The organism is Kitasatospora cineracea, from assembly GCF_003751605.1.
Lineage (GTDB): Bacteria > Actinomycetota > Actinomycetes > Streptomycetales > Streptomycetaceae > Kitasatospora > Kitasatospora cineracea.
The window spans coordinates 4,793,706-4,819,528 of record NZ_RJVJ01000001.1 but is presented as its reverse complement, the minus strand read 5'-3'; the positions used below and the strand labels follow the sequence as shown (position 1 = coordinate 4,819,528).

At 75.5% G+C, this 25,823-nt stretch carries 25 protein-coding genes and 1 pseudogene; 12 read left to right on the top strand and 14 right to left on the bottom strand.

All coding sequences use genetic code 11. The annotated features are described in order from the left end of the window. Positions 1–237 precede the first annotated feature (237 nt). Complete coding sequence (locus tag EDD39_RS21825) at positions 238–786, top strand: type 1 glutamine amidotransferase domain-containing protein (RefSeq protein WP_244257252.1); 549 nt, start codon at positions 238–240, stop codon at positions 784–786. 107 nt (positions 787–893) lie between these two features. Here the strand turns inward: EDD39_RS21825 and EDD39_RS21820 are convergent, their stop codons facing one another. After that, complete coding sequence (locus EDD39_RS21820) at positions 894–1,130, bottom strand: DUF6296 family protein (RefSeq protein ID WP_123819497.1); 237 nt, start codon at positions 1,128–1,130, stop codon at positions 894–896. Between the two features lie 108 nt (positions 1,131–1,238). Next, positions 1,239–1,982 carry a D-glycero-alpha-D-manno-heptose-1,7-bisphosphate 7-phosphatase gene (locus EDD39_RS21815; protein WP_123558494.1) on the bottom strand — a complete coding sequence of 248 codons (744 nt, stop codon included), beginning with the start codon at positions 1,980–1,982 and terminating at the stop codon, positions 1,239–1,241. A 229-nt stretch (positions 1,983–2,211) separates the two neighbouring features. Here EDD39_RS21815 and EDD39_RS21810 point away from each other — a divergent pair, with 229 nt between their 5' ends. Further along, positions 2,212–3,099, top strand: a complete 888-nt coding sequence (locus tag EDD39_RS21810; protein WP_123558492.1) for an MBL fold metallo-hydrolase — start codon at positions 2,212–2,214, stop codon at positions 3,097–3,099. A gap of 27 nt (positions 3,100–3,126) precedes the next feature. Here the strand turns inward: EDD39_RS21810 and EDD39_RS21805 are convergent, their stop codons facing one another. The 3 genes from EDD39_RS21805 to EDD39_RS39710 form a co-directional block, all read right to left on the bottom strand. Then, the gene (locus tag EDD39_RS21805; protein WP_148089491.1) at positions 3,127–3,420 is read right to left on the bottom strand and encodes a hypothetical protein; all 294 of its coding nucleotides are present in this window, start codon (positions 3,418–3,420) and stop codon (positions 3,127–3,129) included. A gap of 147 nt (positions 3,421–3,567) precedes the next feature. Further along, positions 3,568–3,771 carry a hypothetical protein gene (locus EDD39_RS21800; RefSeq protein ID WP_123558488.1) on the bottom strand — a complete coding sequence of 68 codons (204 nt, stop codon included), beginning with the start codon at positions 3,769–3,771 and terminating at the stop codon, positions 3,568–3,570. A gap of 138 nt (positions 3,772–3,909) precedes the next feature. Then, the gene (locus EDD39_RS39710) at positions 3,910–4,257 is read right to left on the bottom strand and encodes an STAS domain-containing protein (RefSeq protein ID WP_162870076.1); all 348 of its coding nucleotides are present in this window, start codon (positions 4,255–4,257) and stop codon (positions 3,910–3,912) included. Between the two features lie 367 nt (positions 4,258–4,624). Here EDD39_RS39710 and EDD39_RS21790 point away from each other — a divergent pair, with 367 nt between their 5' ends. Beyond that, positions 4,625–5,581, top strand: a complete 957-nt coding sequence (locus tag EDD39_RS21790) for a helix-turn-helix transcriptional regulator (protein ID WP_123558483.1) — start codon at positions 4,625–4,627, stop codon at positions 5,579–5,581. 39 nt (positions 5,582–5,620) lie between these two features. Here EDD39_RS21790 and EDD39_RS40355 read toward each other — a convergent pair whose 3' ends face one another. Then, entirely contained in the window at positions 5,621–6,301 is a 681-nt protein-coding gene (locus EDD39_RS40355) for a hypothetical protein (protein WP_208765556.1), read from the bottom strand. A gap of 202 nt (positions 6,302–6,503) precedes the next feature. Between EDD39_RS40355 and EDD39_RS21780 the strand changes: the two genes are divergently transcribed. Next, entirely contained in the window at positions 6,504–8,261 is a 1,758-nt protein-coding gene (locus tag EDD39_RS21780) for a glycoside hydrolase family 15 protein (protein ID WP_123558481.1), read from the top strand. Between the two features lie 93 nt (positions 8,262–8,354). Here the strand turns inward: EDD39_RS21780 and EDD39_RS21775 are convergent, their stop codons facing one another. Next, positions 8,355–9,248 carry an NAD(P)-dependent oxidoreductase gene (locus EDD39_RS21775; RefSeq protein WP_244256899.1) on the bottom strand — a complete coding sequence of 298 codons (894 nt, stop codon included), beginning with the start codon at positions 9,246–9,248 and terminating at the stop codon, positions 8,355–8,357. Between the two features lie 242 nt (positions 9,249–9,490). Then, positions 9,491–9,817, bottom strand: coding sequence for a winged helix-turn-helix transcriptional regulator (locus EDD39_RS21770; RefSeq protein WP_123558479.1), 327 nt, complete (start codon positions 9,815–9,817; stop codon positions 9,491–9,493). A gap of 198 nt (positions 9,818–10,015) precedes the next feature. On the opposite strand from EDD39_RS21770, the gene EDD39_RS21765 reads away from it, so the two are divergent. The 3 genes from EDD39_RS21765 to EDD39_RS21755 are packed head-to-tail and all read left to right on the top strand — an operon-like array spanning position 10,016 to position 12,021. Continuing rightward, the gene (locus tag EDD39_RS21765; protein ID WP_123558477.1) at positions 10,016–10,636 is read left to right on the top strand and encodes an ArsR/SmtB family transcription factor; all 621 of its coding nucleotides are present in this window, start codon (positions 10,016–10,018) and stop codon (positions 10,634–10,636) included. A gap of 4 nt (positions 10,637–10,640) precedes the next feature. Continuing rightward, on the top strand, positions 10,641–11,390 hold the full coding sequence (locus EDD39_RS21760; RefSeq protein WP_123558475.1) for an SRPBCC family protein: 750 nt from the start codon (positions 10,641–10,643) through the stop codon (positions 11,388–11,390). Between the two features lie 58 nt (positions 11,391–11,448). Further along, complete coding sequence (locus tag EDD39_RS21755) at positions 11,449–12,021, top strand: dihydrofolate reductase family protein (RefSeq protein ID WP_123558473.1); 573 nt, start codon at positions 11,449–11,451, stop codon at positions 12,019–12,021. A 50-nt stretch (positions 12,022–12,071) separates the two neighbouring features. Here EDD39_RS21755 and EDD39_RS21750 read toward each other — a convergent pair whose 3' ends face one another. Beyond that, positions 12,072–12,872 (bottom strand): nucleotidyltransferase domain-containing protein, encoded by an 801-nt coding sequence (locus EDD39_RS21750; RefSeq protein WP_123558471.1) that lies wholly within the window; start codon positions 12,870–12,872, stop codon positions 12,072–12,074. A gap of 191 nt (positions 12,873–13,063) precedes the next feature. On the opposite strand from EDD39_RS21750, the gene EDD39_RS21745 reads away from it, so the two are divergent. From EDD39_RS21745 to EDD39_RS21735, 3 genes are all read left to right on the top strand, one after another. Further along, the gene (locus EDD39_RS21745) at positions 13,064–15,331 is read left to right on the top strand and encodes a SpoIIE family protein phosphatase (protein WP_123558469.1); all 2,268 of its coding nucleotides are present in this window, start codon (positions 13,064–13,066) and stop codon (positions 15,329–15,331) included. 275 nt (positions 15,332–15,606) lie between these two features. Then, a complete protein-coding gene (locus tag EDD39_RS21740; RefSeq protein ID WP_123558467.1) occupies positions 15,607–16,101 on the top strand; it encodes an HAD family hydrolase in 495 nt (164 codons plus the stop codon). A 142-nt stretch (positions 16,102–16,243) separates the two neighbouring features. Further along, positions 16,244–16,903 carry a YoaK family protein gene (locus EDD39_RS21735; protein WP_123558465.1) on the top strand — a complete coding sequence of 220 codons (660 nt, stop codon included), beginning with the start codon at positions 16,244–16,246 and terminating at the stop codon, positions 16,901–16,903. 111 nt (positions 16,904–17,014) lie between these two features. Here the strand turns inward: EDD39_RS21735 and EDD39_RS21730 are convergent, their stop codons facing one another. Continuing rightward, entirely contained in the window at positions 17,015–19,096 is a 2,082-nt protein-coding gene (locus EDD39_RS21730; RefSeq protein WP_123558463.1) for a prolyl oligopeptidase family serine peptidase, read from the bottom strand. Positions 19,097–19,484: 388 nt separating this feature from the next. Between EDD39_RS21730 and EDD39_RS21725 the strand changes: the two genes are divergently transcribed. Together EDD39_RS21725 and EDD39_RS21720 are read left to right on the top strand one after the other, a co-directional pair. Continuing rightward, a complete protein-coding gene (locus tag EDD39_RS21725) occupies positions 19,485–19,763 on the top strand; it encodes a hypothetical protein (protein ID WP_123558461.1) in 279 nt (92 codons plus the stop codon). Positions 19,764–20,176: 413 nt separating this feature from the next. Next, the gene (locus EDD39_RS21720) at positions 20,177–20,818 is read left to right on the top strand and encodes a carbonic anhydrase (RefSeq protein ID WP_123558459.1); all 642 of its coding nucleotides are present in this window, start codon (positions 20,177–20,179) and stop codon (positions 20,816–20,818) included. An 81-nt stretch (positions 20,819–20,899) separates the two neighbouring features. Here EDD39_RS21720 and EDD39_RS21715 read toward each other — a convergent pair. From EDD39_RS21715 to EDD39_RS21700, 4 genes and pseudogenes are all read right to left on the bottom strand, one after another. Further along, a pseudogene (locus tag EDD39_RS21715) lies at positions 20,900–24,105 on the bottom strand (glycosyl hydrolase 115 family protein). 295 nt (positions 24,106–24,400) lie between these two features. Then, complete coding sequence (locus tag EDD39_RS21710; protein ID WP_030462579.1) at positions 24,401–24,643, bottom strand: chaplin; 243 nt, start codon at positions 24,641–24,643, stop codon at positions 24,401–24,403. Positions 24,644–24,836: 193 nt separating this feature from the next. Next, positions 24,837–25,247, bottom strand: coding sequence for an SRPBCC family protein (locus EDD39_RS21705; protein WP_123558457.1), 411 nt, complete (start codon positions 25,245–25,247; stop codon positions 24,837–24,839). After that, entirely contained in the window at positions 25,244–25,546 is a 303-nt protein-coding gene (locus tag EDD39_RS21700) for a hypothetical protein (protein ID WP_123558455.1), read from the bottom strand. The genes EDD39_RS21705 and EDD39_RS21700 overlap by 4 nt, the downstream gene beginning before the upstream one ends. Positions 25,547–25,823: the final 277 nt, after the last annotated feature.

Genomic DNA, 25,823 nt, shown 5'->3' with positions numbered 1-25,823 from the left:
CCGCCGCCTCCACCCTAGGCCGCCGAAGCAGTCATTTTGTCTCCTTCATCACGGTTTGGGCGATTCCGTTCGTGGCGAGACGTGCGGAGGGGGCCCCTCCCGCGCTCGCGCGTGGAGAACGACACCGAAGCACCGGGAACCGAGAACCGAGAACGGAGAGCCGACATGAGCGACAGCAACGGCAACGGCAACGGCAACGGCGGCACCACCGGCGGCGGGCCGAACGAACTGGCGGGGGTGACCGTGGCCTTCCTGGTCGCGCCCGAGGGCACCGAGCAGGTCGAGCTGACCTCGCCGTGGCAGACCGTCCTGGACCACGGCGGCACCCCGCGGCTGGTCTCCACCGAACTGGGCGAGATCCGGGCCTTCCACCACCTGGACCGGGCCGACCGGTTCATGGTGGACGCGGCCGTCGCGGACGTCTCGGCCGCCGACTTCGACGCCCTGGTGCTGCCCGGCGGCGTCGCCAACCCGGACTTCCTGCGCACCGACCCGAAGGCGGTGGAGTTCGTCGCCGGGTTCTTCGCCCGCGGCAAGCCCGTCGCGGTGATCTGCCACGGGCCGTGGACGCTGATCGAGGCCGACGTCGTCCGCGACCGCGCGATGACCTCCTGGCCCAGCCTCCACACCGACCTGCGCAACGCGGGCGCGCACTGGACCGACCGCCCCGTGGTGGTCTGCACGAACGGCCCCAACACGCTGGTCTCCAGCCGCAAGCCGGACGACCTGCCGGCCTTCGACCGGGCCCTGGTCACCGCGTTCGCCGGCCAACCGGCCGCCGCCTGACGCCCCGGCCCAACACCCGACACCCGACAGACCACGGCCCGACCGGCTCCCGGTCGGGCCGTGGTCTGCTCGCACGGCGGTCTGCTCGCACCGCGGTCGGCTCGCACTCAGCTCTCGGTCAGCGGATAGGCGTACCCGTAGGGGTGACACAGGCCGGGCGGGTAGGGCTCCAGGAAGCAGGCGACCGTGCCGAGCACCGTCACCCGCAGCCCGTCCTCGCCCAGGTAGACCACGAGACCCTCGTCCGTGGTCTCCGCCGAGCGGTACACCACCGCCATCACCTGCGGGGCGTGCCCGCCAGGCCGCCCGGGAACGGTGATCCGGTAACCATGCGCCCCGTTCATGACTCCACCTCGGCCCTGCTCGTCCACCACGTCGCCCACGATGCACCCGCTCCCTCCGACCCCGCGCATACCCCCAGGGCGTTCCACCAACCCCCGCCCCTGCCCTCCTCAGCCCGCCGCCACCGCCCGCGCCACAGACACCGCAGGCACCGTCCCCGCCGCGCACAGCAGTCGGACGGCGGCGGGCAGGTCGGCGGCGCGGCGGTGGCCCGCGACGGCGAGCTCGCCGGGGCGGGCGGCGTCGGGCCGGACGAGCAGGCCGTGCACCCCGGCCGAGGCCGCGGCGACGAGGTCGGCGCCGGTGCCGCCGACCAGCGTGGTGCGCTCCGGCCGCACCCGCAGCGCCCGGGCCGCGGCGAGCACCAGCCCGGGGGCGGGCTTGCGGCAGCCGCAGCAGTCGGCGGGCCGGTGCGGGCAGACCGCCCACACGTCGAACGGGCCGAACAGCTCCTCGATCCGGTGGTGCACGCGCTCGATGCCGGGCCGGGTCAGGGCTCCCCGGGCGATCCCCGGCTGGTCGGTGACCACGCCCAACCGGACGCCGAGCGCCCGCAGTTCGGCGACGGCCTCCCGGGCACCGGGCCGCGGGTAGACCCGGCCGGGGTCGCCGTTGTAGGCGATGTCCGCCACCAGCACGGCGTCCCGGTCGAGCAGCACCGCGCCGCCGGGGGCGTCGGCCTCGCCGTCCGTCCGCCCTCCGCCGGCGCCGCCCCGGAGCACCACCCACGGCCCGGCCGCCCCCGCCCCGGGGGTCCACGGCCCGGACGCCCGCGAACTGGGCGTCCACGAGCCGCCGCCCTCCCACTGGCCGGGGCTGGTGGACGGTTCGAGGTAGTGCGGTGCGAACTCCATACCCTGCGGCTGACCAGGTCCGCCCGCCGCAAACCCGAATGGCCGGAGCGCCTTTCCCGGAAATGTCAACCACGCAGAAACCGGGCCGCCGGAAAATCCCCGAAAAGCGATCCCGGAGCAGCGGTTCCGGCGAAAGTCAACGGCATTCCGCCGGTGGATTACTCCCCGGGCCGCGTGATATCCATGGCGGAATCCGACCGCCGCCCTTTTCCCCGTCGAGGAGCGCACCGTGAACGAGCAGTCACCCGGAGCCGGTTGGCACGTCGACCGGCGCTGCACCAACTGCGACGCCGCCCGGCAGCTCGCGCCGGGCCTGATCGCCGAAGTCGACGGCCGTTCCGCGGTGGTCCGCCGGCCGCGCACCGAGGCGGAGGAGCAGGCGCTGCGCGCCGCCGCATTCGCCTGCCACACCCGGTCGGTCCGCCACGACGGGCACGTCCCGGCGCGGGAACTCGACCCTTTTCCGCTGCGGCTGACCGAACACGTGCACCTGTGCGGGCACAACTCGCCGCGCACCGCCGGGGCGAATTCCTACCTGCTGCGCCGACCGGCCGGAAATCTGCTGATGGTCGACACCCCGCGTTTCAGTTCCGCGCTGGCCGCGAAATACGCCGCCCTCGGCCCGGTCACCGACGTCCTGCTCACCCACCGCGACCACGCCGCGCACGGCCGCGCCTACGCCGACCGGTTCGGCGCCCGCCTGTGGATCCACCAGGGCGACCTGGCCGCCGCCCCGGACGCCGACCGGGTCATCCGGGGCACCGAGCCGGTCGAGGTCGCCGACGGGGTGAGCGCGCACCCGCTGCCCGGGCACACCGAGGGCAGCGTGCTGTACCTCGCCGACGGGCGCTACTGCTTCAGCGGCGACAGCTTCTACTGGTCCCGCAGCGACCGGGACCTCGCCGTCGCCGAATCGGTGACCTGGTACTCCGTCACGGAACTCGCCGCCTCGCTGGCCCGCACCGCGCCCCGGGTGCGCTTCGAGTGGCTGCTGCCCGGCCACGGCGACCGCCGGCACCTGCCCGCCGAGGAGTTCGCCCGCCGCCTGCACGCCCTGGCCGGCCGCACCGCCGAACTACGGCCCCGCTCCGTCGACTTCACCGCCCTGCGCTGGTGACCGCCCCCACCCGCCCCTCACGCCCCCTCAGTCCGGCTCCGCTCCCAGCAGCTCCTCCGGCCCGGCCCGGCCGCGGCGCCGCCGCACCGCCCGGAGGACGCGGTCGATCCGTTCCGCGTCGGGGCCGCCGGCCTGCCGCAGTTCCTCCGGCGTCGGTTCGCGGCCGGCCGGCCGGAGTACGGCGCAGAGCTGGCCGATCCACAACTCCTCCGGCGTGCAGGGCTGTTGCCGCCGGTCCGCGAGCAGCGCGGCCAGGTGTTCGGCCCCGCAGGCGACCAGCAGCCGGACCCCGCCCGGCCCTTGCCCCCGCCCGGGGAGCACCGCACTGTACGGATGCCCGGCGGGCGGCGCGGCCCCGCAGACCTCGCAGGACCGCACGGCTCGCCGGGACGTCCGGGGCAGTCGGGCCGATCGAGTCGGTCGAGAGTCGGTCGGTTCGGCCGGAGCGGCCGGGTGGCCGCCGTGGCGTCAGTCCTCCCCCAGGACGGCGTACAGCTCCACGTCCGCGGGGACGGCCGTTGCGGCGGACGACGACGGCCCCCGGGACGGCGCGGCCGGCTGCGGGGCGCGTTCCTCGACCCGGTGCGCCGAGCGCGTCGACCGCGGTCCGGGCCGTCCCACGATGCCGACCGGCCCCGAGGGGATGGGGACGGCGTGACGGCGGGTGTCCATGAGGTGCTTCCTTCCGTTCCCCCTCGTTCCTGGCCGCCGCGCCTACCCGGAGGCCCGTCCCGAAAACCCTCCACCCCCAACGCCCATGCGCAGCACGGCAGTTGCCGACCAGACCCGATCCGCCCCCTCCCGCGCCCGCTACCGCCGGGGTTCCACCACCTCGAACACCCCGTCCGTCCCGGTCACCTCGAGCAGCCGCACCACCTGGCCGCTCGGCGCGCCGAGCCGGAACGCGATGCCCGCCTCGATCGCCGCCCGCCGGGCCTTGATCAGCTCGTTGAGGCCGGACGACGAGCAGAAGCCCAGCCGCGAGCAGTCGACCACCAGGGTGCGCGGCGCCGGCCGGCCCCCGAGCGCCTCGCGCAGCGCCCGGGCCAGCTCGGGGGCGGTGTCCAGGTCGGCCTCGCCGGTCACCTCGACGACGCGGCTGCCGTCCGGACCCGGCCGGTGGGTGACCCGCAGTCCCGTCACCGTCTTCCTGCGCATGGCCGTGCTCTCCTCCCGCCGTCCGTCCCCGCCGGACCCTCGCCGCGCGTGTGCCGAACCTGCTCCGCATGCGGGCCGAGTCCTCACCGGGTCCTCACCGGATCCCTGCCGGATCCCTGCCGGATCCTCGCCGAGTGCTTCGGCGAGTGCTTCGGCGAACACCCCGGGGGGGTTCCCCTCCGACCGTCGCCGAGCCCGCGCCGCCCGCGCAACACGGGGAACGAAATCCTCCGGCCACCGCCGTCCCGGGAGCGAAACCCCGGCCGGGGCGGCGCGGCAGGCTTCCCCGGGCGCCGCCGCCACGTACCCTCGGGCGCCGGAGGAGGCGGCGGCCCGCCGGACGGGACCGCCGGACAGGAGCATGCCGATGGAGACACTTCGTTTCGACAGCCGCAGCGTCGACGACACCGAGGAGTTCCTGTCCACCGCCTACACGCCGATGCGGATCGGCGGGCCGGTCGAGGACGCCCGGGTTCGGATCAGCCGCCACGCCGTGGAGCGGCTCAGCGTGGACCGCCTCAGCTTCGGCTACGACATGGCCTTCGACGCGCACGGCCTGCCCGGCGTCTGCCTGATCAGCATGCACAGCGGCACCCTGGTCGACCGCACCGGCGGCCGCGAACAGGTCTACGGCCCGGGCGACACCTTCCTGCTGGCCCCGCCCGGCACCCCGTACCGGGGCGAGGTCCGCTCCGCCCGCTACACCATCGCCATGTTCGACCCGGCCCTGCTGTCCGGGCTCGACCCCTCCGGCACCGGAGCGCCGGTCCGCCTCACCGGTACCCGCCCGCTCACCCCGGCGGCCGGGCGCGCCCTCGGCTCGGCCGTCGCCCACCTGCGCGACCACGTCCTCGGCGACGCGGCCCGCCCGCCCACCGGGCTGCTGGTCTCGACCGCCGCCCAGCACCTCGCCGCGATGACCCTGGCCGCCCTCCCGCACAGTGCCCGCACCGACCCGGTCCGCGCCGACCGCACCGACGCGACCCCCGCGACCCTGCGCCGCGCCCTCGCCTGGATCGACGCCCACGCCGACCGGGACGTCACCCTCGCCGACATCGCCCGCGCCGCGTGCGTCACCCCCCGCGCCCTCCAGTACGCCTTCCGCCGCCACCTCGGCACCACCCCCCTCGCCCACCTCCGCCACGTCCGGCTGCAGGCCGCCCACCGCGACCTGCTCGCCGCCGATCCCGCCACCGCGACCGTCACCGACATCGCCATGCGCTGGGGCTTCGCCCACCCCGGCCACTTCGCCGCCCACTACCGCACGGCCTTCCGCACCACCCCGCACACCACCCTGCGCCGCACCGACCACCCGGCCGGTTGACCGTCGACCTGCTCGGCGGGCAGTCGAACTGGCGGTGCGTCAGTCCTCGTCCTCCCGGTGCACCCGGATCGCCGCCTCCTCGGCCGACTGCCCGGGCCGCGGTGACCGGTCCTCCGCCCCGGGGGGCTGTTCGCCGGTCTCCGGGCGTTCTGCGGCGAGGCGTTGGTCCAGGGACTCGCCGCGGGCCTGTTCGTCCCCCGTCACCCCGAAGGACTCGGCCGCGGTGGGGCGGTCGCCGGGGACGGGCGGGCGCTGCGGGTCGGCGGCGCGGTCGGCGGTGGGTGAGCCGTCCGCGAGGTCGGGGAGGCCCTCGTCCTCGGGGGGTGCCGCCGGGTCGGGCGGGCGGGCCCGTTCGGGGTCGAGGGCGGCGGGGGCGTCCTCGACCGCGTCCGGGCGGACCGGGCGGGACGGGGTCTGCGGCGGGCCGGGCGGGTCGAGTTCCCGGGTGACGCCGCCGGCGCCGGCGCCGTCACCGTCGCCGGTCCCGCCGTCGCCGGGCCGTTCGTCCGGCGGGGTGCCCGGTACCGGGCCTTCGGCGATCTCGGGCTGCTGTTCGTCGCTGCCCGCCACGTTCGCCGTGTCGCCCTTGCCGATCGGTGCGGGGCCGCGTTCCGTCCCGTCGCCGCCGGGCTCCCGCTCGGCGTCCGGTTGCCGCCCTCCGGTCTCCGCGGGGCCGATCGCCCCGCCCATGTCGTGCAGTGGACGTTCCTGCCGTCGCATCCTCGGGTCCTCCCGTCGGGTCGCGGCCGCCGCCGGGCGGCCGACCGGCACGTGCGGCCGAGGGGGTGGCCACACGTGTGGCCGGGCGTGTGCCCGGTGCCCGCCGGTCGGAAACCGGCCGGGGCAGGCCCGGTGTTTCGCTCCGGCCGGGCCGGAAAGCCGCGCCATCGAGAAGTCGGCCGTCCATCCCCGGGAGACCGCCATGCCCGCCGCGTCCCACCGCCCCTGCACGCCGCCCGTCCCGCACGTGCTGCGCGCCTACGCGCTGCTCGCCGACGGCCACCGGGGCGCCCTGCTCGGCCCGGACGGCGTGCTCGGCTGGCTGTGCGTGCCGCGCTGGGACAGCGACGCGGTGCTGTCCGCGCTGATCGGCGGCCCTGGCTGGTACGGCGTCACCCCGACCGGGGCGTACGTGCCGGGCGGCCGGTACGAAGACGGCGGGCTGGTGTACCGCAGCCGGTGGATCACCCGGGGCGGGGTGGTCGAGTGCCGCGAGGCGCTGGCCCGCCCCGCGGGCCCGCACCGCGCGGTGCTGCTGCGCCGCGTGGTGGCGGTGGACGGCCCCGCCGAGCTGGAGGTGTCGCTGCACCTCGCCGCCGGTTTCGGCACCGCCGGTGCCGCCGTCCCCGCCCGGGACGAGGCGGGGCGCTGGACGCTGCGCACCGGCCCGTTTCACGGCCGGCTGACCGGCCTGCCGGACGCCCGGCCCGGCCGCTGCGGCGGGCTGCACGCCGTGCTGCGCCTGCCCGCGGGCACCCGGCACGACCTGGTGCTGGAACTCGGCGACCGCCCGCCCGCCGCCCCGCCGGACCCGGACCGCGCCTGGCGGGACACCGAGGCCGCCTGGGCGGCGGACGTCCCGGGCCCGGACGAGCTGACGGGACTGCCGGGGCGCCGCGACGTCCGGCACGCGTACGCCGTCCTGACCGGCCTGACCGGGCCGGACGGCGGCAGCGTCGCCGCGGCCACCACCAGCCTGCCCGAACGCGCCGAACAGGGCCGCAACTACGACTACCGGTACGTGTGGATCCGCGACCAGGCGTACATCGGCCAGGCCCTCGCCGCCCGCGGGCCGCACCCGCTGCTGGCCGGCTCGGCCCGCTTCGTCGCCGTCCGGCTGCTCACCGACGGGCCGGACCTGGCCCCCGCGTACACCCTGGACGGCGGGCCCGTCCCGGACCTCCACCGGCTCGAACTGCCCGGCTACCCGGGCGGGTTCGACGTGGCGGGCAACCTGGTGAACCGGCAGTTCCAGCTCGACGGGTTCGGCGAGGCCCTGCTGCTGCTGGCCGCCGCCGCCCGGCACGACCAGCTGGACGCCGACGGGCGGCGGGCGGCCGTGGTCGCGGCCGAGGCGATCGCCGCCCGGCACCGCGAACCCGACTGCGGCATCTGGGAGATCCACCCCGACCACTGGACGCACAGCCGCCTCACCTGCGCGGCCGGCCTGCGCGCCGCCGCCGACGCCCTGCGCCGCCCCGACTGGCTGCCGCTCGCCGAACGCCTCACCGCCGCCGCGCTCGCCGAGTCCCTGCACCCGAGCGGGCGCTGGCAGCGCTCCCCCGACGACCCGGCGGTCGACGCCGCCCTGCTGCTGCCAGCCCTGCGCGGCGCCGTCCCCGCCCACGCCCGCCCCACCCGGGCCACCCTCGCCGCGGTGCTCGCCGACCTCGCCGACGACCACCACTGCTACCGCTTCCGCCACCGCCCCGGCCCGCTCGCCGAGGCCGAGGGCGCCTTCCTGCTCTGCGGGTTCCTGGTCTCGCTGGCCCAACTCCAGCAGGGCCGCCTCCCCGAGGCCCTGCGCTGGTACGAACGCAACCGCGCCGCCTGCGGCCCGGCCGGCCTGTACGCCGAGGAGTACGACATCGCCCAGCGCCAACTGCGCGGCAACCTGCCGCAGGCCTTCGTCCACGCCCTGCTCCTGGAGACCGCCACCCGCCTCGCCCAGGCCGGCTGAGCCCGGGCCCGGGCCCGATCCTGCCGAGCCCGGCCCCCGGCAACGCCCGGAGCGACGGCCGGCCACCGGACGAGGGCGGACGCGGCGCTCCGGTCAGGCCCCGCCCTCCGGCGTGCGGATGACCTCGAACAGGCTCGCCAGGCCGTCCCCGCCGTGGCCGGCGGCGACCGCGGCGTCCAGCAGGCCGTGGATCGGCACCATCAGGTCGGGGCGGATGCCCCGGGCCTCGCTGGCCTTCACCATCTTGGCCAGGCCGGCCCGGTTGAGCGCCACGGTGGAGAGCGCGTCGCCGTACCGGCCCGCCTCGACCTGCCGGGCGGCACCGGCGATGCCGGGCAGCACGACCTGGGTGATCCAGGGCCCGAGGAAGGGCAGCAGCGCCGAGGCCGGGACCTGCTCCGAGCCGAGCAGGGCGAAACCGTGCAGGGCAGCGGCCAACGTCGACCACAGGACGCCCAGCAGCGCCAGGTCGTGGAGGGCCGCGGCTCCGGCGTCCTCGCCCAGGAAGACGCCGTTGCCGCCGAGCACGGCCAGGGTCTCCCGGTGGGTGTCGAACGCGGCCCGCGAGCCGCTGTAGAACAGCAGCGTCCGGGGTTGGCCGACCAGCGGCGGGACGGTCATGACCGTGCCGTCCAGGTACTCCGTGCCGAGCCGCGCGGCCCGGGCGGCGGCCTGCCGGGCCTCGTCCGGCAGGCCGGAGGTGAGATTGACCAGCAGGCGGCCCGCGAGGGCGTCGGCGGCCGGGGCGAGCACCTCGTGCAGCGCGTCGTGGTCCAGCAGGCAGGCGACCACCACCGGGCTCGCGGTCACCGCCTCGGCCACGCCCGCGGCCTCCACCGCGCCCTGCGCCACCAGTGCGCCGGCCTTGCCGGGCGTGCGGTTCCAGACGGTCGTCGGGTGTCCGGCCCGGACGAGTGCGGAAGCCAGGGCGCTGCCCATCAGGCCGAGGCCGAGAACGGTCACAGGGGTGCGTTTTTCGTCCGCCACGGCGGCATTCTCCTTCGGGGGAGGATTCGCGTTCGAAAGGTCCGCGCAGGCCGGCTCATCGGCCGCGGAACCTGAACTCTGGCCGCCGGGCGGTGCGTTGCACCCGGCTGCTCGGGCAGCTCGAAACTAACGGCGCGCCCGGAACCCGGACAAGTACTTACATACAAGTGCGTGCCCGGGAACCGCTCCGACCCCGTACGCGCCGGACCCGCTCTCCTTCCCCCGGCTCTCCCTCCCCCGGTTCAGCCGTGGACCGGCCGCCGCTCCCGGCCCCAGGCCCCGAGCGGCTTCAGCGCCTCGTCCAGCGCCCGGCCGTCCGCGGTCAGCGAGTACTCCACCCGCGGCGGCACCTCGTCGTACGTCCGGCGCAGCACGATCCCGTCCGCCTCCAGCTCGCGCAGCTGCTGGACCAGGACCTTCTCGCTGACCCCGGGGACCTGCCGCCGGAGTTCCCCGAAGCGGCGGGAGCGGTCGCGCAGCGCCCAGATGACCAGCACCTTCCACTTGCCGCTGATGACCTCCACCGCGGCGTCCAGCCCGCAGTGCGTCGGCCTCGCCCGGACGCTCACGCCCCACCCCCGTCCGCCCGCCGGCCCCGGCGGGCGCTCCAGCGTAACCCGGCCGGCTCGGGGGCCGGTTCCCCTGCCCAGCTGCCGTCTTGACCGTCCGTCAGCCCTTCCCGCTCCTTCCCGCTCCTCCCCGACACTCCCGCCGCCGAAAAATTCCCCCTCCTTGACAAAAAAATTTGTCGGTATCACCCTGGAGGGGTGTTGGACGTCGCTGTGATCGAAGAACCCGCGGCCGCCGAGGCCTCGCTGGATCCGATGCGGGCCCGGCTGCTGGCCGCGCTGGCCGAGCCGGGCTCGGCCGCCATGCTGGCGGCCCGGCTCGGGCTGCCCCGGCAGAAGGTCAACTACCACCTGAAGGAGCTGGAGCGGCACGGGCTGGTCGAACTGGCCGAGGAGCGCCGCAAGGGGAGCGTGACGGAGCGGGTGTACCGGGCCACCGCGGCCTCGTACGTGATCTCGCCGGCGGCGCTGGCGGCGGTCAGCCCGGATCCGTCCCGCTCGCCGGACCAGCTCTCCGCGCGCTGGCTGCTGGCGCTCGGCGCCCGGATGGTGCAGGAGGTCGGGTCGCTGCTGACGGGCGCGGCCCGGGCCCGTCAGCGGGTGGCCTCGTTCGGGATCGACGCCCGGGTCCGGTTCGCCTCGGCGGCCGACCGGGCGGCGTTCGCCGCCGAGCTCTCGCAGGCGGTCACCGCCCTGGTGTCCCGCTACCACGACGAGTCCGCCCCGCAGGGCCGCACCCACCGGGTGGTGGTCGGCCTGCACCAGATCCCCGATGCCGCCCCCTCCCCCGCCGATGCCCCGTCCTCCCAGGAGAGTTGACACCGTGCCGCACCCCTTCGAGCTGGAATTCGAGCTGGCGCTGCCGGCCGACCCGGAGCAGGTCTGGGAGGCGATCGCCACCGGCCCGGGCATCGACTCCTGGTTCATGGGCCGCAACGAGGTCGACCCCCGGGTCGGCGGGACGGCTGCGATGGAGACCGGCGGCCACCGGGAGACCGCGACCGTCACCGCGTACGAGCCGGGCCAGCGCTTCGCCACCCGCACCGAGCCGGGCCCGGACGGCCGTTTCACGGCCTTCGAGTACCTGGTCGAGGGCCGCGACGGCGGCAGCACCGTGCTGCGGGTGGTGCACAGCGGCGTGCTCGGCGACGACTGGGCGGACGAGTACGACGCGCTGCGCAGCGGCTGGCCGTTCCACCTGCACACGCTGCGCGAGTACCTGGCGCACTTCGCGGGCCGCACCGCCGTCCCGGTGTTCGCCGTGCAGCCGACGGCCGACCGCCCCGCCGGCGCGGTCCGGGCCGCGCTGACCGCCGCCCTCGGCCTGCCCGCCGACCCGCCGGCCGGCGCCCGGGTGCACGCCGAACCGGCCGGACTGCCGCCGCTGGACGGCGAGTTGGTGTGGTCGGACGGCGAGCGCTTCGAGGTCCGCACCGCCGACGGCCTGTACGCCTTCCTGCACCCGCCGGGCGTGCTGCTGCTCTTCCACCACCTGTTCGCCGAGCCGGCCCCCGACCCGGCCGCCGCCGGAGCGGCCTGGCAGCACTGGCTCTCCGCCCTGCTCCCCGCCTGACCTCGACCGCCCGCCCCGATCCCTTCCTCCCCTCCCGCACAAGAACGAGGTACCACCGATGCGCACCCTGATCAGCACCGCCTTCGTCTCCCTGGACGGCGTGATGGAGGCCCCCGGCGGCGAGCCGGGCTACCGCAATTCCGGCTGGACGTTCAAGGACATCGAGTTCGTCCCGGAGGCGTTCGAGATCAAGGGCCGGGAGCAGGAGCAGGCCGCGGCGATGCTGCTGGGCCGGGTCAGCTACCAGGCGTTCAGCCCGGTGTGGCCGGGCATGGCGGAGTTCGCCCACTACAAGGAGCTGCCGAAGTACGTGGTCTCGACCACCCTCGCCCCGGACGCCCTGGTGTCCGACTGGGGCCCGACCAGCATCCTGCGCTCGGTGGACGAGGTCGCCGCGCTGAAGGAGACCGAGGGCGGCCCGATCATCGTCCACGGCAGCGCCCGCCTGAACCACGCCCTCTCCGACGCGGGCCTGGTCGACCGCTACCACCTGCTGGTGTTCCCGCTGCTGCTGGGCGCGGGCAAGCGGCTGTTCAGCGACACCGACAAGGACGTCCAGAAGCTGGAGCTGGTCGAGTTCGCCACGTACTCCAACGGCGTCCAGAAGAACGTCTTCGACGTGGTCCGCTGACCCCGGTCCGCTCGAAGGCGGCGGCGCTCCGGGAGGCGGCGGCGTTTCCGTCAGGCGTCGGGGGCCGGGGCGTGCTCGTCGACGCGGGCCCGGGCCCAGGTGAGGAACTCCCGGAGTTGGGGGGCGGGGAGGGGCTGTGCGGCGGTGCGGGTGCGTTCGAAGCTGTGGACCGCGGCTTCGAGCAGGGGGCGGAAGTGCTCTTCCGTGGCGGCGAGTTGCCGGGCCGCTTCGCGTTTGGCCAGCCAGCGCCCGGTGCGGCAGTAGGTGACGGAGCGGCAGCCGTTGAGGACCCGGTTGTCGGCGAGGTGGCCCTGGCCGTCGCCGTGTTCGCGCACCGAGGCCCGGATCGCGGTGTGCAGGTCGGCCGGTCCGGGTGACGCGATCACCTCGGCCGCGGGCGGGCCGTACAGGGCGATGCCGGCCTGGTGGGCCACGGAGCGGTCGATGACGTACCAGAACGAGGGTCCCCCGTCCGGGCCGAAGGCGGCCCGGCCCGGCAGTCGGGCGCCGGTGTTGAGGTCCAGCAGGTAGCCGGCCTCCCCGGACGGGAGGCGGGCGAAGTCCGCGGCGTAGACGACCAGTTCCAGCCCTGCCGCCGGGCACGGCAGCTGCCGGTGGTCGAGGGCGTCGGCCAGTTGCCGCAGGACCGCGGCCGGCGGCGGTTCCTGCACGAGGACCGTGACGTCGACGTCGCTGCGGCCGTGCCGGTAGTCGCCGAGCGCGAGGGAGCCGACCGCGACCACCCCGGTCAGCCCGGGGCCGCACACCGCGCGCGTGCGGCGCACCAGCTCCGCCAGGTAGGGCCGCACTTCGGCGGGGACGGTACGGAACGGCTCGGCCTCTGCACCCATCCGGCCAGTATGGGGCGCCTCGGCGGCGCCGTGAACGGTCGCACCGGGTCACTGGGTGTTCCTCGCCGCCCGCCGGGCCTGTGCGGTCAGGCGTCCTACACGTCAGGGTTTTGTCCGTTTTGTTGGAGTTTGCCGTTCTCGACCTGGCACAGTGGGGTGGCCCCTCCCCTCCGAGCGGATCGAGGTTCCCGATGGCCGCGAGCCCCACGGCCGCCCCCTTCCCCGCGCCCGTGCCGCCGGGCGTCCCGTCCGTGCCGGGGCGGGTGGGGGTGGGCCGGTCGGTGGGGGTGCTGCTGGCGGCGGCCGCGGTGTTCTACGTGGTGTCGCCGGTGCTGCAGGGGGCGGCGCTGCCCGCGGTGCGGGTCCGGTTCGGGCTGAGCGAGCAGCAGGTGGTGGGGATGAAGGTGGGCGGCGGCGCGCTGATGGTGCTGTCGCTGTTCGCGGCGGGCCGGGCGGGCGACGTCCGGGGGCGGCGCCGGGTGCTGGCCTGGTCGCTGGGGGTGCTGGTGGCGGGGCTGGCCGTCGAGGCGGTGGCGTTCTCGGACTGGTCGTACTTGCTGGGCCGGGCGGTGGTGCTGGTCGGGGTGTCGGCGTCCTTCGCGGGGTGCCTGGCCTCGGTGGCGGCGCTGAACCCGCCGGGCCGGATGCCGCAGGTGCTGGGCGGCTGGCTGGCGGTGATGTCGGCGGCGTTCTTCGGCGCGGCGAACCTGATCCCGCGCGCCCCGTCGATGCCGGGCCTGCGGGTGAGCGCGGCCCTGGGCGCGCTGGTCGCGCTGGGGCTGCTGGTGCTGGCGCTGCGGCGGCTGCCGGAGGCGGGCGATCCGCCGGTGCCGCTGGACCGGGTGTTCCTGGCCGCGCTGGCGATGGCCCTGGCGGGGGCGGTGACGGCGCTGCAGGTGGGCCCGGTGTGGGGCTGGTCGGATCCGCGGACGCTGGCCCTGCTGGCGCTGCTGCCGGCCGCGGCGGCGGTGACGGCGCGGCGCTGGCGGCTGCGCCCGTTCCCGGTGCCGCCGCGGATCACCACGATGGCGCTGGCGACGGGCGTGGCGGTGGGCTTCACCCAGCTCGCGGTGCTGCTGGCGCTGCCGGTGCTGACGGCGGCCTCGGGCCTGGGCGCGGCGCCGACCGCGCTGATGGTCTCGGCGTACGGGGCGGGCGGGGCGGCGGGCTGCCTGCTGGTGCGGGAGCGGCGGGTCTCGCCGGTGACGGGCTGCTCGCTGGGGCTGCCGCTGGCGGTGATCGGGCTGGCGCTGTGCCACGTGCTGCCGATGCACGGGGCGGCGGGGATGCTGCTGGGCACGCTGTCGGCGCTGCTGACGGGGGTGGGCGTGATGATGGCGCAGGTGCCGCAGATGGCGTGGTTCCTGTCGGCGCTGCCGCGCGGCCGGCTGGGGACGGCGGCGGCGTTCCACCCGGTGTCGGTGCTGCTGGGGACGGCGGCGGCGCAGTCGCTGCCCGCCACGTCGGCGGTGAGCCTGGGGGCGAGCGGGCGGCAGGCGGAGAACCTGCTGTGGGTGGCGGCGGCGGTGGTCGCGGTGGGTGCGCTGATCGCGGGGCTGCCGGGGGTGGTGCTGGGGGTGGTCGGGGCGGCGGCCGCGGAGTGGCTGCTGGTGCGGGTGCTGGCGGGGGCGGAGCTGGCGCAGCGTCCGCTGGCGCAGGGGGCGGCGCTGGTGGTGGGGGTGGTGACGGGGCTGGCGGTGTGGGGGCGGCGGCAGCGCGGCGAGCGGCTGGCGGCGAGCCGGGCCAGCGCGTCGGCGTTGCAGGCGGCGGTGCTGCACCCGGTCCCGGAGCGGCTGGGCGGCCTGCGGCTGGCCTCCCGCTACCAGCCGGCCACGGCGGGCACGGGCATCGGCGGGGACTTCCTGGAGGCGGTGCAGACCCCGCACGGCACCCGGCTGCTGATCGGCGACGTCCGCGGCAAGGGCCTGCAGGCCGTCCAGACCGTCACCGACCTGCTGGGCTGCTTCCGGTCCCAGGCGCACGAGACCGCCGACCTCGGCGAACTCGCGGCCCGGCTGGACCGGCACACGGCGCGCAGCGCGGCGGCCCGCGACGACCAGGAGCTGTTCGCCACCGCGCTGCTGCTCCAGCACCGGGCCGCGGACGGGTACGTGGAGGTGGTGAACTGCGGGCACCTGGCGCCGCTGGCGCTGGGCCCGGCGGGGGTGCGGGAGGTGGCGGCACCGGCGCTGCTGCCGCTGGGCTTCGGCGCGCTGGGCGGCGACGTGCCGGTGCCCGGGCGGGTGCCGCTGCCCGCCGGGGAGGCGCTGCTGCTGTACACCGACGGCCTGACCGAGGCCCGCAACGCGTCCCGGGAGTTCTACCCGGCCGCCGAGCGCCTCTCGGCCTTCGGGGCGGGCGGCCCGGCCGCGGTGCTGTCCTTCCTGGAACGGGACGTCCGGGACTGGAGCCACCACCTGGCGGACGACATCGCGCTGATCGCCCTCACCCCGGAGTGAGCAGCCCGTGCGGGGCAGCCGCTCCTCCGGACGGCACCGGATGCTCCCGGACGGCGCCGGATGCCTCCGGACGGCCCCGCCGGCCGGGCCTCCCACCAGCACGCCCACCCGCGGCCGTCACCCCATGGAGTGCATTGATCGCGTTCTGCGGCCGAACCCGGTAAGCGGACCGCCCCGCCCCACTCCTCTCCTTCGAACCGGCCACGAGCCGGCCCCGCGTCCGCAAGCCGCCTCCGCGGCGGCGCCCGCACTCGCACCCGAAGGAGACCGGTCCCATGACCGTCGTACCGCTCGACCCCGCCTCGCCCGCCTCGCACGCCGTCGGCATCGACTTCGACCAGACGCTGGTCGCGCACGACGACGGCTGGCAGGACGGCCTGATCTACGGCAAGCCCGTCCCGGGGGCGATCGAGTCGCTGCACGCGCTGAAGAAGGTCCGGTCGGTGTTCATCATGACCGCCCGGCCGCGCCGCTTCCACGCCGCCGTGGCGGGCTGGCTGCGCGAGCACTCCGGCCTGGAGACGCTGGTCGACGAGGACCCGGAGCGCGCCTACTGGCAGGGCGACTGCCTGCTGGTGACCAACAAGAAGCTGGGCGCCGCGGTCTACATCGACGACCGGGCGATCCGCTTCACCGGCGACTGGACCGCCACCCTCACCCAGGCCCGCCACGCGATCGGCCTCCCCGCCACCACCGCCGCCACCACCGCCGGCCGCCCAGCGCGTACCACACCGGCCGACCTGGCCCGCCACTTCCCCGACCGCTGCTGACCCGCCTCCTGCCGACCCGACCGCCGCTGACCCGCCCTCCCCGCACCGGCCGCCGCTGACACGCCGCCGCCGGACCTGCCGCCACCGCGGCGGGTCCGGCACACTGCTGGCAGACCGTCAGGCCCCGTCCAGGAGGAGCACCGTGTCCGCACCGAAGGCCGCCGCGGCCGGTACCGGCGACGCCGACCCGCTGGTGCTCGCCCTGTACGGGCTGACGGTGGTCAGCGGGCTGATCGACGCCGTCAGCTACCTCGGGCTCGGGCACGTCTTCGCCGCCAACATGACCGGCAACGTGGTCGTCGTCGGCTTCGCCCTGGCCGGGGCGCCCGGCTTCTCCGTCCTCGGGTCGATCACCTCGCTCGCCGCGTTCCTGCTCGGCGCGGCCCTCGGCGGCCACCTCACCGCCGGGCGGCTGCGCCCCGCCCTGGTCGCGGAGACGGCGCTGCACCTGGCCGCGGCGGCCGTGGTGTCCGCCGCGGGCACCGGCGGGAACGTCCAGTACCCGGTGATCGCCCTGCTCGCCCTGGCCATGGGCCTGCGCAACGCGACGGTCCGCAGCCTGGGCGTCCCCGACCTCACCACCACCGTCCTGACCATGACCCTCACCGGCCTCGCCGCCGAACCCCGCTCCCCCCGCCGCCGCCGACGCCTCCTCGCCGCCCTCGCCATGCTGGCCGGCGTCGTCCCCGGCTCGGCCCTCGTCCTCCACGGCCGGGTCACCTGGGCCCTGCTCGCCTCCGCCGCCCTCACCGCCGCCACCTGGTCCCTCTACCGCGAACCGGCCGCCCCTCGCCCCGCCTGACCCGCCACCGCCTCCCGGGTGGCGAGCGGCCGCCCGTGGAACAGCGGGGTGGCGGGCGGGCCCCCGGTTCTTCGCGCGCAGGGGGTCCGTCTCGGCCCGGTCATCCGCCGGTCATCTCGGCCGTGCCGGGACGCCGAGCGTCCAGCAGAGGAAGCTCAGCTCGTCGACGTCCTGCTCGATGAGGGCCGACCGGGTGGTTCCTCCGCCGTGGTCGGAGTCGCGCAGCGGCACCAGGAGGTAGGGGCCGCCCTGAGGGGCGTCGGTTTGGAGGGCGGCGATCATCTTGAGCGGGTCGTACGGCGGAACGGTGCGGTCGTTGAGTGCCGTTGCGATCGCGATCACCGGGTAGCGGTGGTTCCGCACGTTGTGGTACGGCGAGTAGGCGGCGAGGTAGGCGCACTCGTCGGGGTCGTCCGGCGAGCCGTATTCGACGGTGGTGCCGCTGAGGTTGGGGAAGGCCGGGAAGCGCAGCATGTCGAGCAGGGGTGCGCGGCAGTAGACGGCGCCGAACGCTTCGGGTGCCTGCAGTGCGGTGACGGCGACCAGCAGGCCGCCGTTGCTGTTGCCGCGCGAGGCGATCCGTTCCGGGGTCGTCCATCCGGTGGCGACCAGGTGGCGGGCCGCGGCGACGTAGTCGTCGAAGGCGTTCTGCCGGCGCGTGCCGACGGCTGCCTCGTGCCAGGTGCGGCCGTATTCGCCGCCGCCGCGCACGTTGGCGTGGGCCAGCACCCCGCCGAGTTGGAGCCAGGCGGCGCCGACGGCCGAGAAGCGCGGTTCCACCGGGATGTTGAAGCCGCCGTAGCCGCTGAGTCGGACCGGTCGCCGTCCGTCGCGCGGCAGGTCGGTGCGGTGGACGAGGAACATCGACACGGGGGTGCCGTCGGCCGACTCGTACCAGACCTGTTGCGTGGTGTACGCGGCCGGGTCGAGGCCGGCGTCGGGTACGTGGTACGGCTCCAGCCGGTCCCGCGCGTAGTCGTACCTGTAGAGCGACGGCGGCTGCACGAACGAGGTGAAGGCCACCCACACGTCGTCGCCGTGCCAGGAGCCGGTGACCCCGCTGACGACGCCCACCCCCTCGTTCCGGTTGACCGAGCCGAGGGACGGGAGCGCCAGGTCCCGAAGATGAGTGCCGTCCGCGGCGTGGACGGCCACCCGGTGCGAGGCGGCGTGCGAGTAGACGGCGTAGAGGCGGCCTCCGATCCCGGTGACGGTCTGCAGGATGTCCGGGCCTTCCCGGATGAGCGTGCGCCACGAGGCCGGGTCGGTGAGGGGAGCGGTGCACAGGCGTCCGCGCGGCGCGTCGAGGTCGGTCCACACGAGCACCGCGTCGTCGATCACCTGCACCTGGTTGACCGACCGCATTCCGGTGGCCACCGGGATCAGCTCGTCGTCGGTGAGCCGCAGCAGGGTGACGTCGTTGGCGTGCACGAAGTCCCACAGGGTGATGACCGCGTACCGGCCGCACTCGCCGGCGGCCACGGTGCACCAGCGGTCCTTGTCGCGGTCGTCCCCGAAGACCTTGCGGGCCGGGGTGTCCGAGCCGATCCGGTGCTCGTAGACGGCGTGCCAGTACGCCTGCTCGTCGGGCGGGACCTCGCCGGGCTCGGGGTAGGCGGTGTAGAAGAAGCCGGACGAATCGGGTCGCCAGGCGACCGAGCCGTGGTCGGTGCCCCGCACCCGGTCGGGCAGCAGCCGGCCGGTCCCGACGTCGAGGAGGTGGATCACCGCGTCGCGGGTGCCGCCGCGGGCCCGGCCGAACGCCACCAGGGTGCCGTCGGGGGACGGTTCGGCGAACACCAGGACGTCGCCGGCCGGCCAGGCGCCCGGGTCGATCACGGTTTCTGCCGGGGCACCGGTCGAACGGCGCGTCATCAGGGCGGACTTCTCGTCGTCGGCGCCGGCCTGCCAATGGAAAGTGCGCCCGTTCCGGCCCGCGGGGATCGGTGGGGACAGCCGCGCGTGGCGAGTGGAGCGTGCGACGGCAGCGCGCAGACCGTCGCGGCCGGGGACGCTGTCGAGCACCGCGCGGGTGACCCTCTCCTGGGCGGCGATCCAGTCGACCGTCTCGTCGTCTTCGAGCCGTTCCAGCCAGACGTACGGGTCCTCGTAGTGCCGGCCGTGCAGCGTGTACCCGCCCTCGGGGGCGCGGCGCGTCGGGGGAACCTCCACAGGCAGCGTCAGCCTCGCCATCAGGTGCCTCTCTTTTCGGACCGGCGCGGTCCCGGGTCAGCCGGACAGGAACGACCTGCAAGTCAAGCAAATGCTCGGGGCGTCGCGCACGAGCAGCCTGCGATTGTGCCGCACCCTTCAGACGGGCACCACTCGTCCGGAGGGGACCGTTCGGCAGCACCGACCGCGGCGCGGGGTCGGCGTCGGACCAGGAGACGTCGGACCAGAACAGGGCCCGACCGGCCGGGCGGCGCGATCCGGCCATGCTTCCGGCCAAGAGGTCCAGACCATTGACCCGCAACGGCCGGGCCCAGCACGATCGTTCGCGCCGGGACGGGCCCGAGTCCCCCGGCACGGCCGCCCCGCCCTTTTCGCCCGCGGCCCGCCACCGACGTTCCCAGGAGTTCCGATGACCTTCCGCCGCGCTGCCCGAGCCCTCGCCGTCACCGCCCTCGCCGGCGGTCTCGCCCTCGGCCCGGCCGGCACCGCCTCCGCCGCTCCCGCCACCAACCTGAGCGGCATGGGCTGCCCCAGCAGCTACTACAACAACTACGGCGACGGCCAGTTCCAGCAGTTCCGCACCTCCACCTACACCGCGGGCAACGGCATGCGGCACGGCGTCTACGACATCTACTTCGTCAACTGGTCCGGCACCCGCTATCAGGGCAGCGCCGACTACATGTGCTGACCCCGCCCCCCGGCGGGGAGCCCGGCAGCGCCCCGTCCGCGCCGAGCAGCACCCCCGTACGCCCCCGGCCCGCTTCCCCCGCCGGGCCGGGGCCCCGGCCCCTGCGGTCCCGCCTCCAGCGCTGCGCCGGCCGCCCTCCGGCCGTCCTCCGGGCCCGGCGGGCCGCCGTCCCGCCGCCGGCGCGGTTCCCGCCCTGGTCGGGGCCGGTCAACGGCTGTCCGGCGGCCGGCCCGGGAGCGAGAGCATTCGCACCATCGCCCCGGATCGGCTGCGATTATCGCCACCCCCGGCACCGGTATCCGAACGATTTCGGCCGTGATCGCCCGGTTGATCATGCTTTCCTCCTGGTGCCGCGATGTCCAGGGGATGGCCCGGGCGCGACCCGGGGTGGACGGGGGACGTAGTCTGCGGGCATGACTGACGCCACGCACCTCACTCCCCAGGCCGCCTTCGAGATGCTGCTTGCGGGCAACGGCAGGTTCGTCGCCGGTTCCCCGCGCCACCCCAACCAGGACGCCGCCCGCCGCGCCCAGACCGCGCCGTCCCAGGCGCCGTTCGCGGTGCTGTTCGGCTGCTCCGACTCCCGCCTCGCCGCCGAGATCATCTTCGACCAGGGCCTCGGCGACCTGTTCGTGGTCCGCACCGCGGGCCACGTGCTGGGCCCGGAGGTGCTCGGCAGCATCGAGTACGGCGTGAGCCTGCTCGGCACCCCGCTGGTGATCGTGCTGGGCCACGACTCCTGCGGCGCGGTCGGCGCCACCCGGGAGGCCGTCGCCGCGGGCTCCAGCGGCGAGGGCTTCGTCCGCGACGTCATCGAGCGGGTCACCCCCAGCGTGCTGGCCGCCAACGCCGCCGGCTACACCGAGAACTCCGACTTCATCGACGAGCACATACGGCACACCGTCGCCCTCCTGCTGGACCGTTCGCACGCCCTGGCCGCCGCGGTCGCCGCGGGCACCACCGCCGTGGTCGGCCTCTCCTACCGCCTGGTCGACGGCACCGCCCACCTGGTCACCACCCGCGGTCTCGACCTCCCCGCCCCCGCCGCCGCCTGACCGGCGCCCCCGTCCCGTCCGCACAGCGGCCCGCCGACTCCCGTCGGCGGGCCGCTGCCGCGTTCCCGGCCGCCGGGCCGGTCAGCCGGCGCGGTGGCTCTCGGGCGGGCCGAGGAGGCTGGGGCGCAGGCCGCCGGTGTCGATGACCAGGCGTTGCAGGACGACGGTGGGGTCGACCATCCAGAAGGTGAGGCGGTGGGTGCCGGGGGTGGTGAGGGTGTGGCGGGTGGCGCTGCGGCGGACGTTGTCGGAGGTGCCGTAGGCCCACTGGGCGTTCATGGTGCCGGAGTCGGCGCCGCTCTGGGACATGGTCTCGACGGTCTGCGGCGGCTGGTCGTCGAAGGAGACCGCGTAGGCCGGTCCGCCGGTGGCGAGGGCGTCGTTGCGCGGGGAGAGGTGGGCCCAGACGGTGACCGGGCCGGTGGTGAACAGGGTCACCTGGTACTCCAGGCGCGGGCCGGAGCCGCCGGGGGTCTGCCGGGGCGCGGTGACCGGGACGGGGGTGACGCCGGCGGTGGTGCGGCCGATGCCCGGGACGGTCCGCCAGGAGACGCCGCTGGCCGCGACGGCCCGGGTGTGGTGCTCGGCGTCGATGGCGACGTAGCCGTTGGCCTCGACGTGTCCGGCCGGGATTTTCTTCGAAAGTTTCGGGCGGTTGACCCGGGCGGTGACGACGACGTTCGCGCCGTCCGGTCCGGTGACGGTGACGGGCACCTCGGTGGTGCCGTACGGGGCGCGGGCCCAGTCGACGGTGAGGACGACCCGCTGCTGCTTGTCGATCCGCCCCTTCGGCCGGTCCGCGGTGAGCCAGGGCGCGCCGGTGGTGACGCGGTAGTCGAAGGGGCGCCGGCCGCGGTTGAACACCTCGACGTACTGGGCGGGTTGGCTCTGGTAGGGGCTGAACTCCGGTAGCACGGCGGGGGTCTGCTCGTGCGGCCACCAGGCGGCGGAGCCGTCGACGGCGACGCCCAGCTCGGCGGTGTCGGGCAGTTCGATCCGGGCGACGGCGGGGAACAGCACGTCGGGCAGGGCGACGTTGTCGCGTTCGGGCTGCTGCCAGGGCGCGTTGGGGCCGTACCGGTCGACGTCGCCGTAGTCGATGTGCGGCTGGGTCTGGAAGCCGTTCCACTTGCCGCCCGCGATCCGGGTGTTGAAGCGTTCGGCGAGCGCGAGGTCGTCGGCGAGCCTGGCCTCGGCCTCGGCGGCGAGGTCGTTGGCCAGGGCGCGCCCCTGCGGCGCGTAGTGCAGGTTGGTGAACTCGGCGGCGCGCAGCGCGTACAGGTTGGCGGTGGCGGCGACCTCGTAGCCGACCAGTTCGTACCAGGCGTCCTGGACGGTGGCGGGCAGGCGGCGGGCCAGGCGTTCGGCGTCCGCGGCCAGGGCCTGCCAGCGGGCGGTGACCGTCTCCGCCTCCCGGTAGTCGGTGAGCGAGAAGGGGGTGGCCCTGTCGTCGTAGCGGATCGCGGACGGGTCGGTGGCCGGGTCCTTGGCCGGGTCGACGGTGATCTTGCGGTTGAGCAGCTCGGGCTTGCGGATCGACTGCAACTGCCCGTACGTGGACAGCACTTCGGCGATCTGCCGGGCCTGGGCCTCGCCGAAGTTCTGCCGGGCGTAGCCGGCCTCCCAGTCGGACAGCCGCTCCAGCGGCCAGCGTTCGGGCTGCCAGGCGTAGTCGAGGAAGAACTGGGTGGGCAGCTCGTTGCCCTTGAGGTCGCCGACGTTGGCGACCCAGAGCGTGCGGTTGCCGTACGCGTGGGACTGGTCGAGCTGCTCCCACAGGTTGGGCAGGCAGGTGGTGTCGACCCACTTGTAGTTGCGGCCGACGCCGACGTAGTCGAAGTGGTAGTAGAGGCCGTAGCCGCCCGAGCGGGCGCCCTCGGCGGGGTCGGGGAGCTTGCGGACGTTGCCCCAGTTGTCGTCGGTGAGCACCACGGTGACGTCGTCCGGGACCCGCAGGCCGCGGTCCCAGTAGCGCTGGACCTCCTTGTAGAGCGTCCAGACCTGCGGGATCGCGGCCGGGTCGCGGCCGGTGACCTCGGCGAGGATCTTCCGCTGGGCGGCGATGATCTCCGACATCAGCTCGATGCCGTCGCCGTCGGGCAGGCTGACGTCGCCGTTGCCGCGCATGCCGAGGGTGACCACGCCCTCGATGCCCTGCTCGGCCATCCGCCGCACGCCGTCCCTCCAGTACGCCTTCACCGCCTCGGCGTTGCGGCGGAACGACCACTCCCCGGTGCCGCCGTACGGGTCGTGGCCGGGGGTGGTGACGTTGCCCGCGGCGTCGCGGACGGCGGGCGTGGCGTGCCGGTTCCACTCCTCGATGCCGCGCATCATCGGGGCCTCGTGCGAGGTGCCCATCACGATGCCGTACGCGGTGCGGTGGCGTGGTTGAGCGGGTCGTCCTCGGCGAAGGCGCGGCCCCAGACGGCGGGCCACAGGTAGTTGGCGCGCAGCCGCAGCAGCACCTCGAAGACCTTGGCGTAGAAGTCGGCGTTGAAGCCGCCGGGGAAGCCGGGCGCCTTGCCCGGGCCGAAGAACGCGGGCGCCCAGGTGCCGAGCGACGGGTTCTCGTCGTTGATGAAGACGCCCCGGTACTTCACCGCCGGGGTGCCCTGGGTGTGCCGCCCGGGCAGCGCGTACACCGCGTCGCGGCGCTGCGGGACGACGTCGTCCCACCAGTACCAGGGCGAGACGCCCATGCCGCGGGAGGCGTCGTACACGCCGTAGATGCTGCCGCGCTGGTCGCTGCCCGCGATCACCAGGGCCCGGTCCACGCCGGGCAGCGGGTGCTCGACGACCGCCTGCAGCGAGGTCTCCCAGCGGCCGGCGATGCCGCTCACGTCGAGCCGGCCGGCCGCCACCAGTTGGTCGATCAGAGGGCTGCGGCCGACGGTGCCGACGATCACCGCGGTGCGGCCGCGCGGCACGGTGTCGCGGACGACCTGCGGGCGGACGCCGGTGACGCGCTCCAGGTCGTCCGCGAGGTCGCCGACCACCCGCACCACGCCCGGGTGGTCCGCCCCGCTGACCACGATCGGAGCGGCCCGGCCGTCCTCGACCAGCGGGAGGCACCCGGCGCGCGGGGTGAAGGAGATCCAACTCCCCGAATCGGTCGGCCGGGCAGCGCCGTTGCCGCTGCCGCTGTCGTCGCCTGGGAGGGCCGCGGCCCGGGCGTCGGCGGTCAGGCCGAGGGCCCGGCCGAGCGGGGTGGCGGCGAGGCCCAGCCCCAGGCCCAGCCCGAGGGCGGCCCGGCGTCCGGTGGTGAACTGCGGTACTGGTCGGTGCATGGCGGCTCTCCCGACGACAAAGGTTCCGAAAATTTCGAAACCTTACCTTTATATTTCGGAGCCACCTTTGGGTACAACGCGGTCCGGGTCAACCCCCCTGCACCGGGAATCTGCGGGAGCCCGGCACGCCGAAGAGCCCCGCGCGGCGTCGCGCGGGGCTCTTCGGCCGTGTCGTGTATCGGAGCTGACGAACAATCAGTGAGTTCCGGGCCGGGGACCGTGTGGTCGGGGGCGGGCCGGCGCACGCGTAGGCCCCTCCCGGGGGCGGGAGGGGCCTGTCGGGCTGGGGTTACGGTCAGCCGATGTTGGCGCAGGAGTTGCCGAAGGCCGGGTTGAGGGCGCTGATGACGCCGATGCTGTTGCCGCACACGTTGACCGGGATGTGCACGGGGATCTGGATCAGGTTGCCCGAGAGGACGCCGGGCGAACCGGCGGCCACGCCCTGGGCGCCGGCGGACGCGGAGGCCGCTCCGGCGGTGCCCAGCACGGCGGTGGCGGCCAGCGCGACGACGGCGAAGTACTTTCGGGTGCGGGACATTGTCGACTCCTCGGTCTCGGGAAGGGTGCCGTCCCGGGCGGGGCGGCGCCCCTGATTCGGGGTGCTCGTGCCGACAGCGTGGTCGAGGGGCGCCCCTTCCACCGGTCCGACGCGGCCCGGCCACCCGTGCGGCCCAGCCCGATTCACCCCTCCGGCCGTGCGGAACGGCCCTGCGGGAGACCGCCGCGAGGAGTCAGCCGCCGCTGTCGGCCCGGAGCCGGACCTGTTCCTCCAGCCGGGCGAGGCTCTCGTCCAGTTCCTGCTCGACCGTCTCCCGCGGGGGCGCGGAGTCCTCGTCGAAGAAGGAGAGGTGGACGGTCACCTGGCTGGTCCCGCCGTCCAGGCCGGCCACCTGGAGCCAGCCGGCGTAGCGGCCGTCGTCGCGGGTGCCCCACTCCATCCGCAGCTGCTCGCGCCGGGTGCGCAGCAGCGCGCGCTCGTTCGTGTCGCCGCGGTCCTCGTGCACGGTCGCCGCGGGCGGGTCGTCGACCCGGACGTGCAGGTCGCGGGGCATCCAGGTGTCGAGGCGTCCGGGGCCGGTCGCCTCGTCGAAGACCGGTTCCGGGAGGGCCGGCATGGTGCGGGAGCGCTCGTACTCGGTCATGCGCTGCTCCTTCTGCTCCTCGGGTCGCGCCCGCGCAGGGTGGGCGGGCGTCGGGTGGGTGGGCGTCGGGTGGGTGAGCGTCGGGCGGGCCGGGCGGTCAGTCGGGGGTCAGTCGGGGGTTCGTCCTCGCCCTCGGCCTTGGTGGTGTCCGCGGCGGTGCGGTTCTGCTCGGAGGCCGGGCCCTCGGTGGGGTCGCGGCCCTCCTCGTCGGCGACGGGGGCGGCGTCGGGCACCTCCGTCCCGGCGTCGGGCGGCAGGTCGGGTGTCTCGTGCTTCTGCTTCCGGTCGGGGTCGGTCATGGCGGGTTCCTTCCGCTCCTCCGGGTCCGCTGCTTCTTTCCGGCTCTCCGCGCGGATGCCCGGCGTGGAGCGGCGCACGCACGCCTGAGCGGCCCGTTCTCGCCCCGCCGGGCCGCGTTCCGGCGCTCGGCCGGCAGCGTTCCGGCGGGCGGCGGGCGGCGTTTCGGTGCTCGGCGGGCGGCGTTCCGGTGCTCGGCGGGGCGGGCAGGCGCGGCCCCGACCGGGCGGCGCGTGCGTCGTGGTGGTCGGCCAGATCGGACGGGACCTGGTGCTGCGG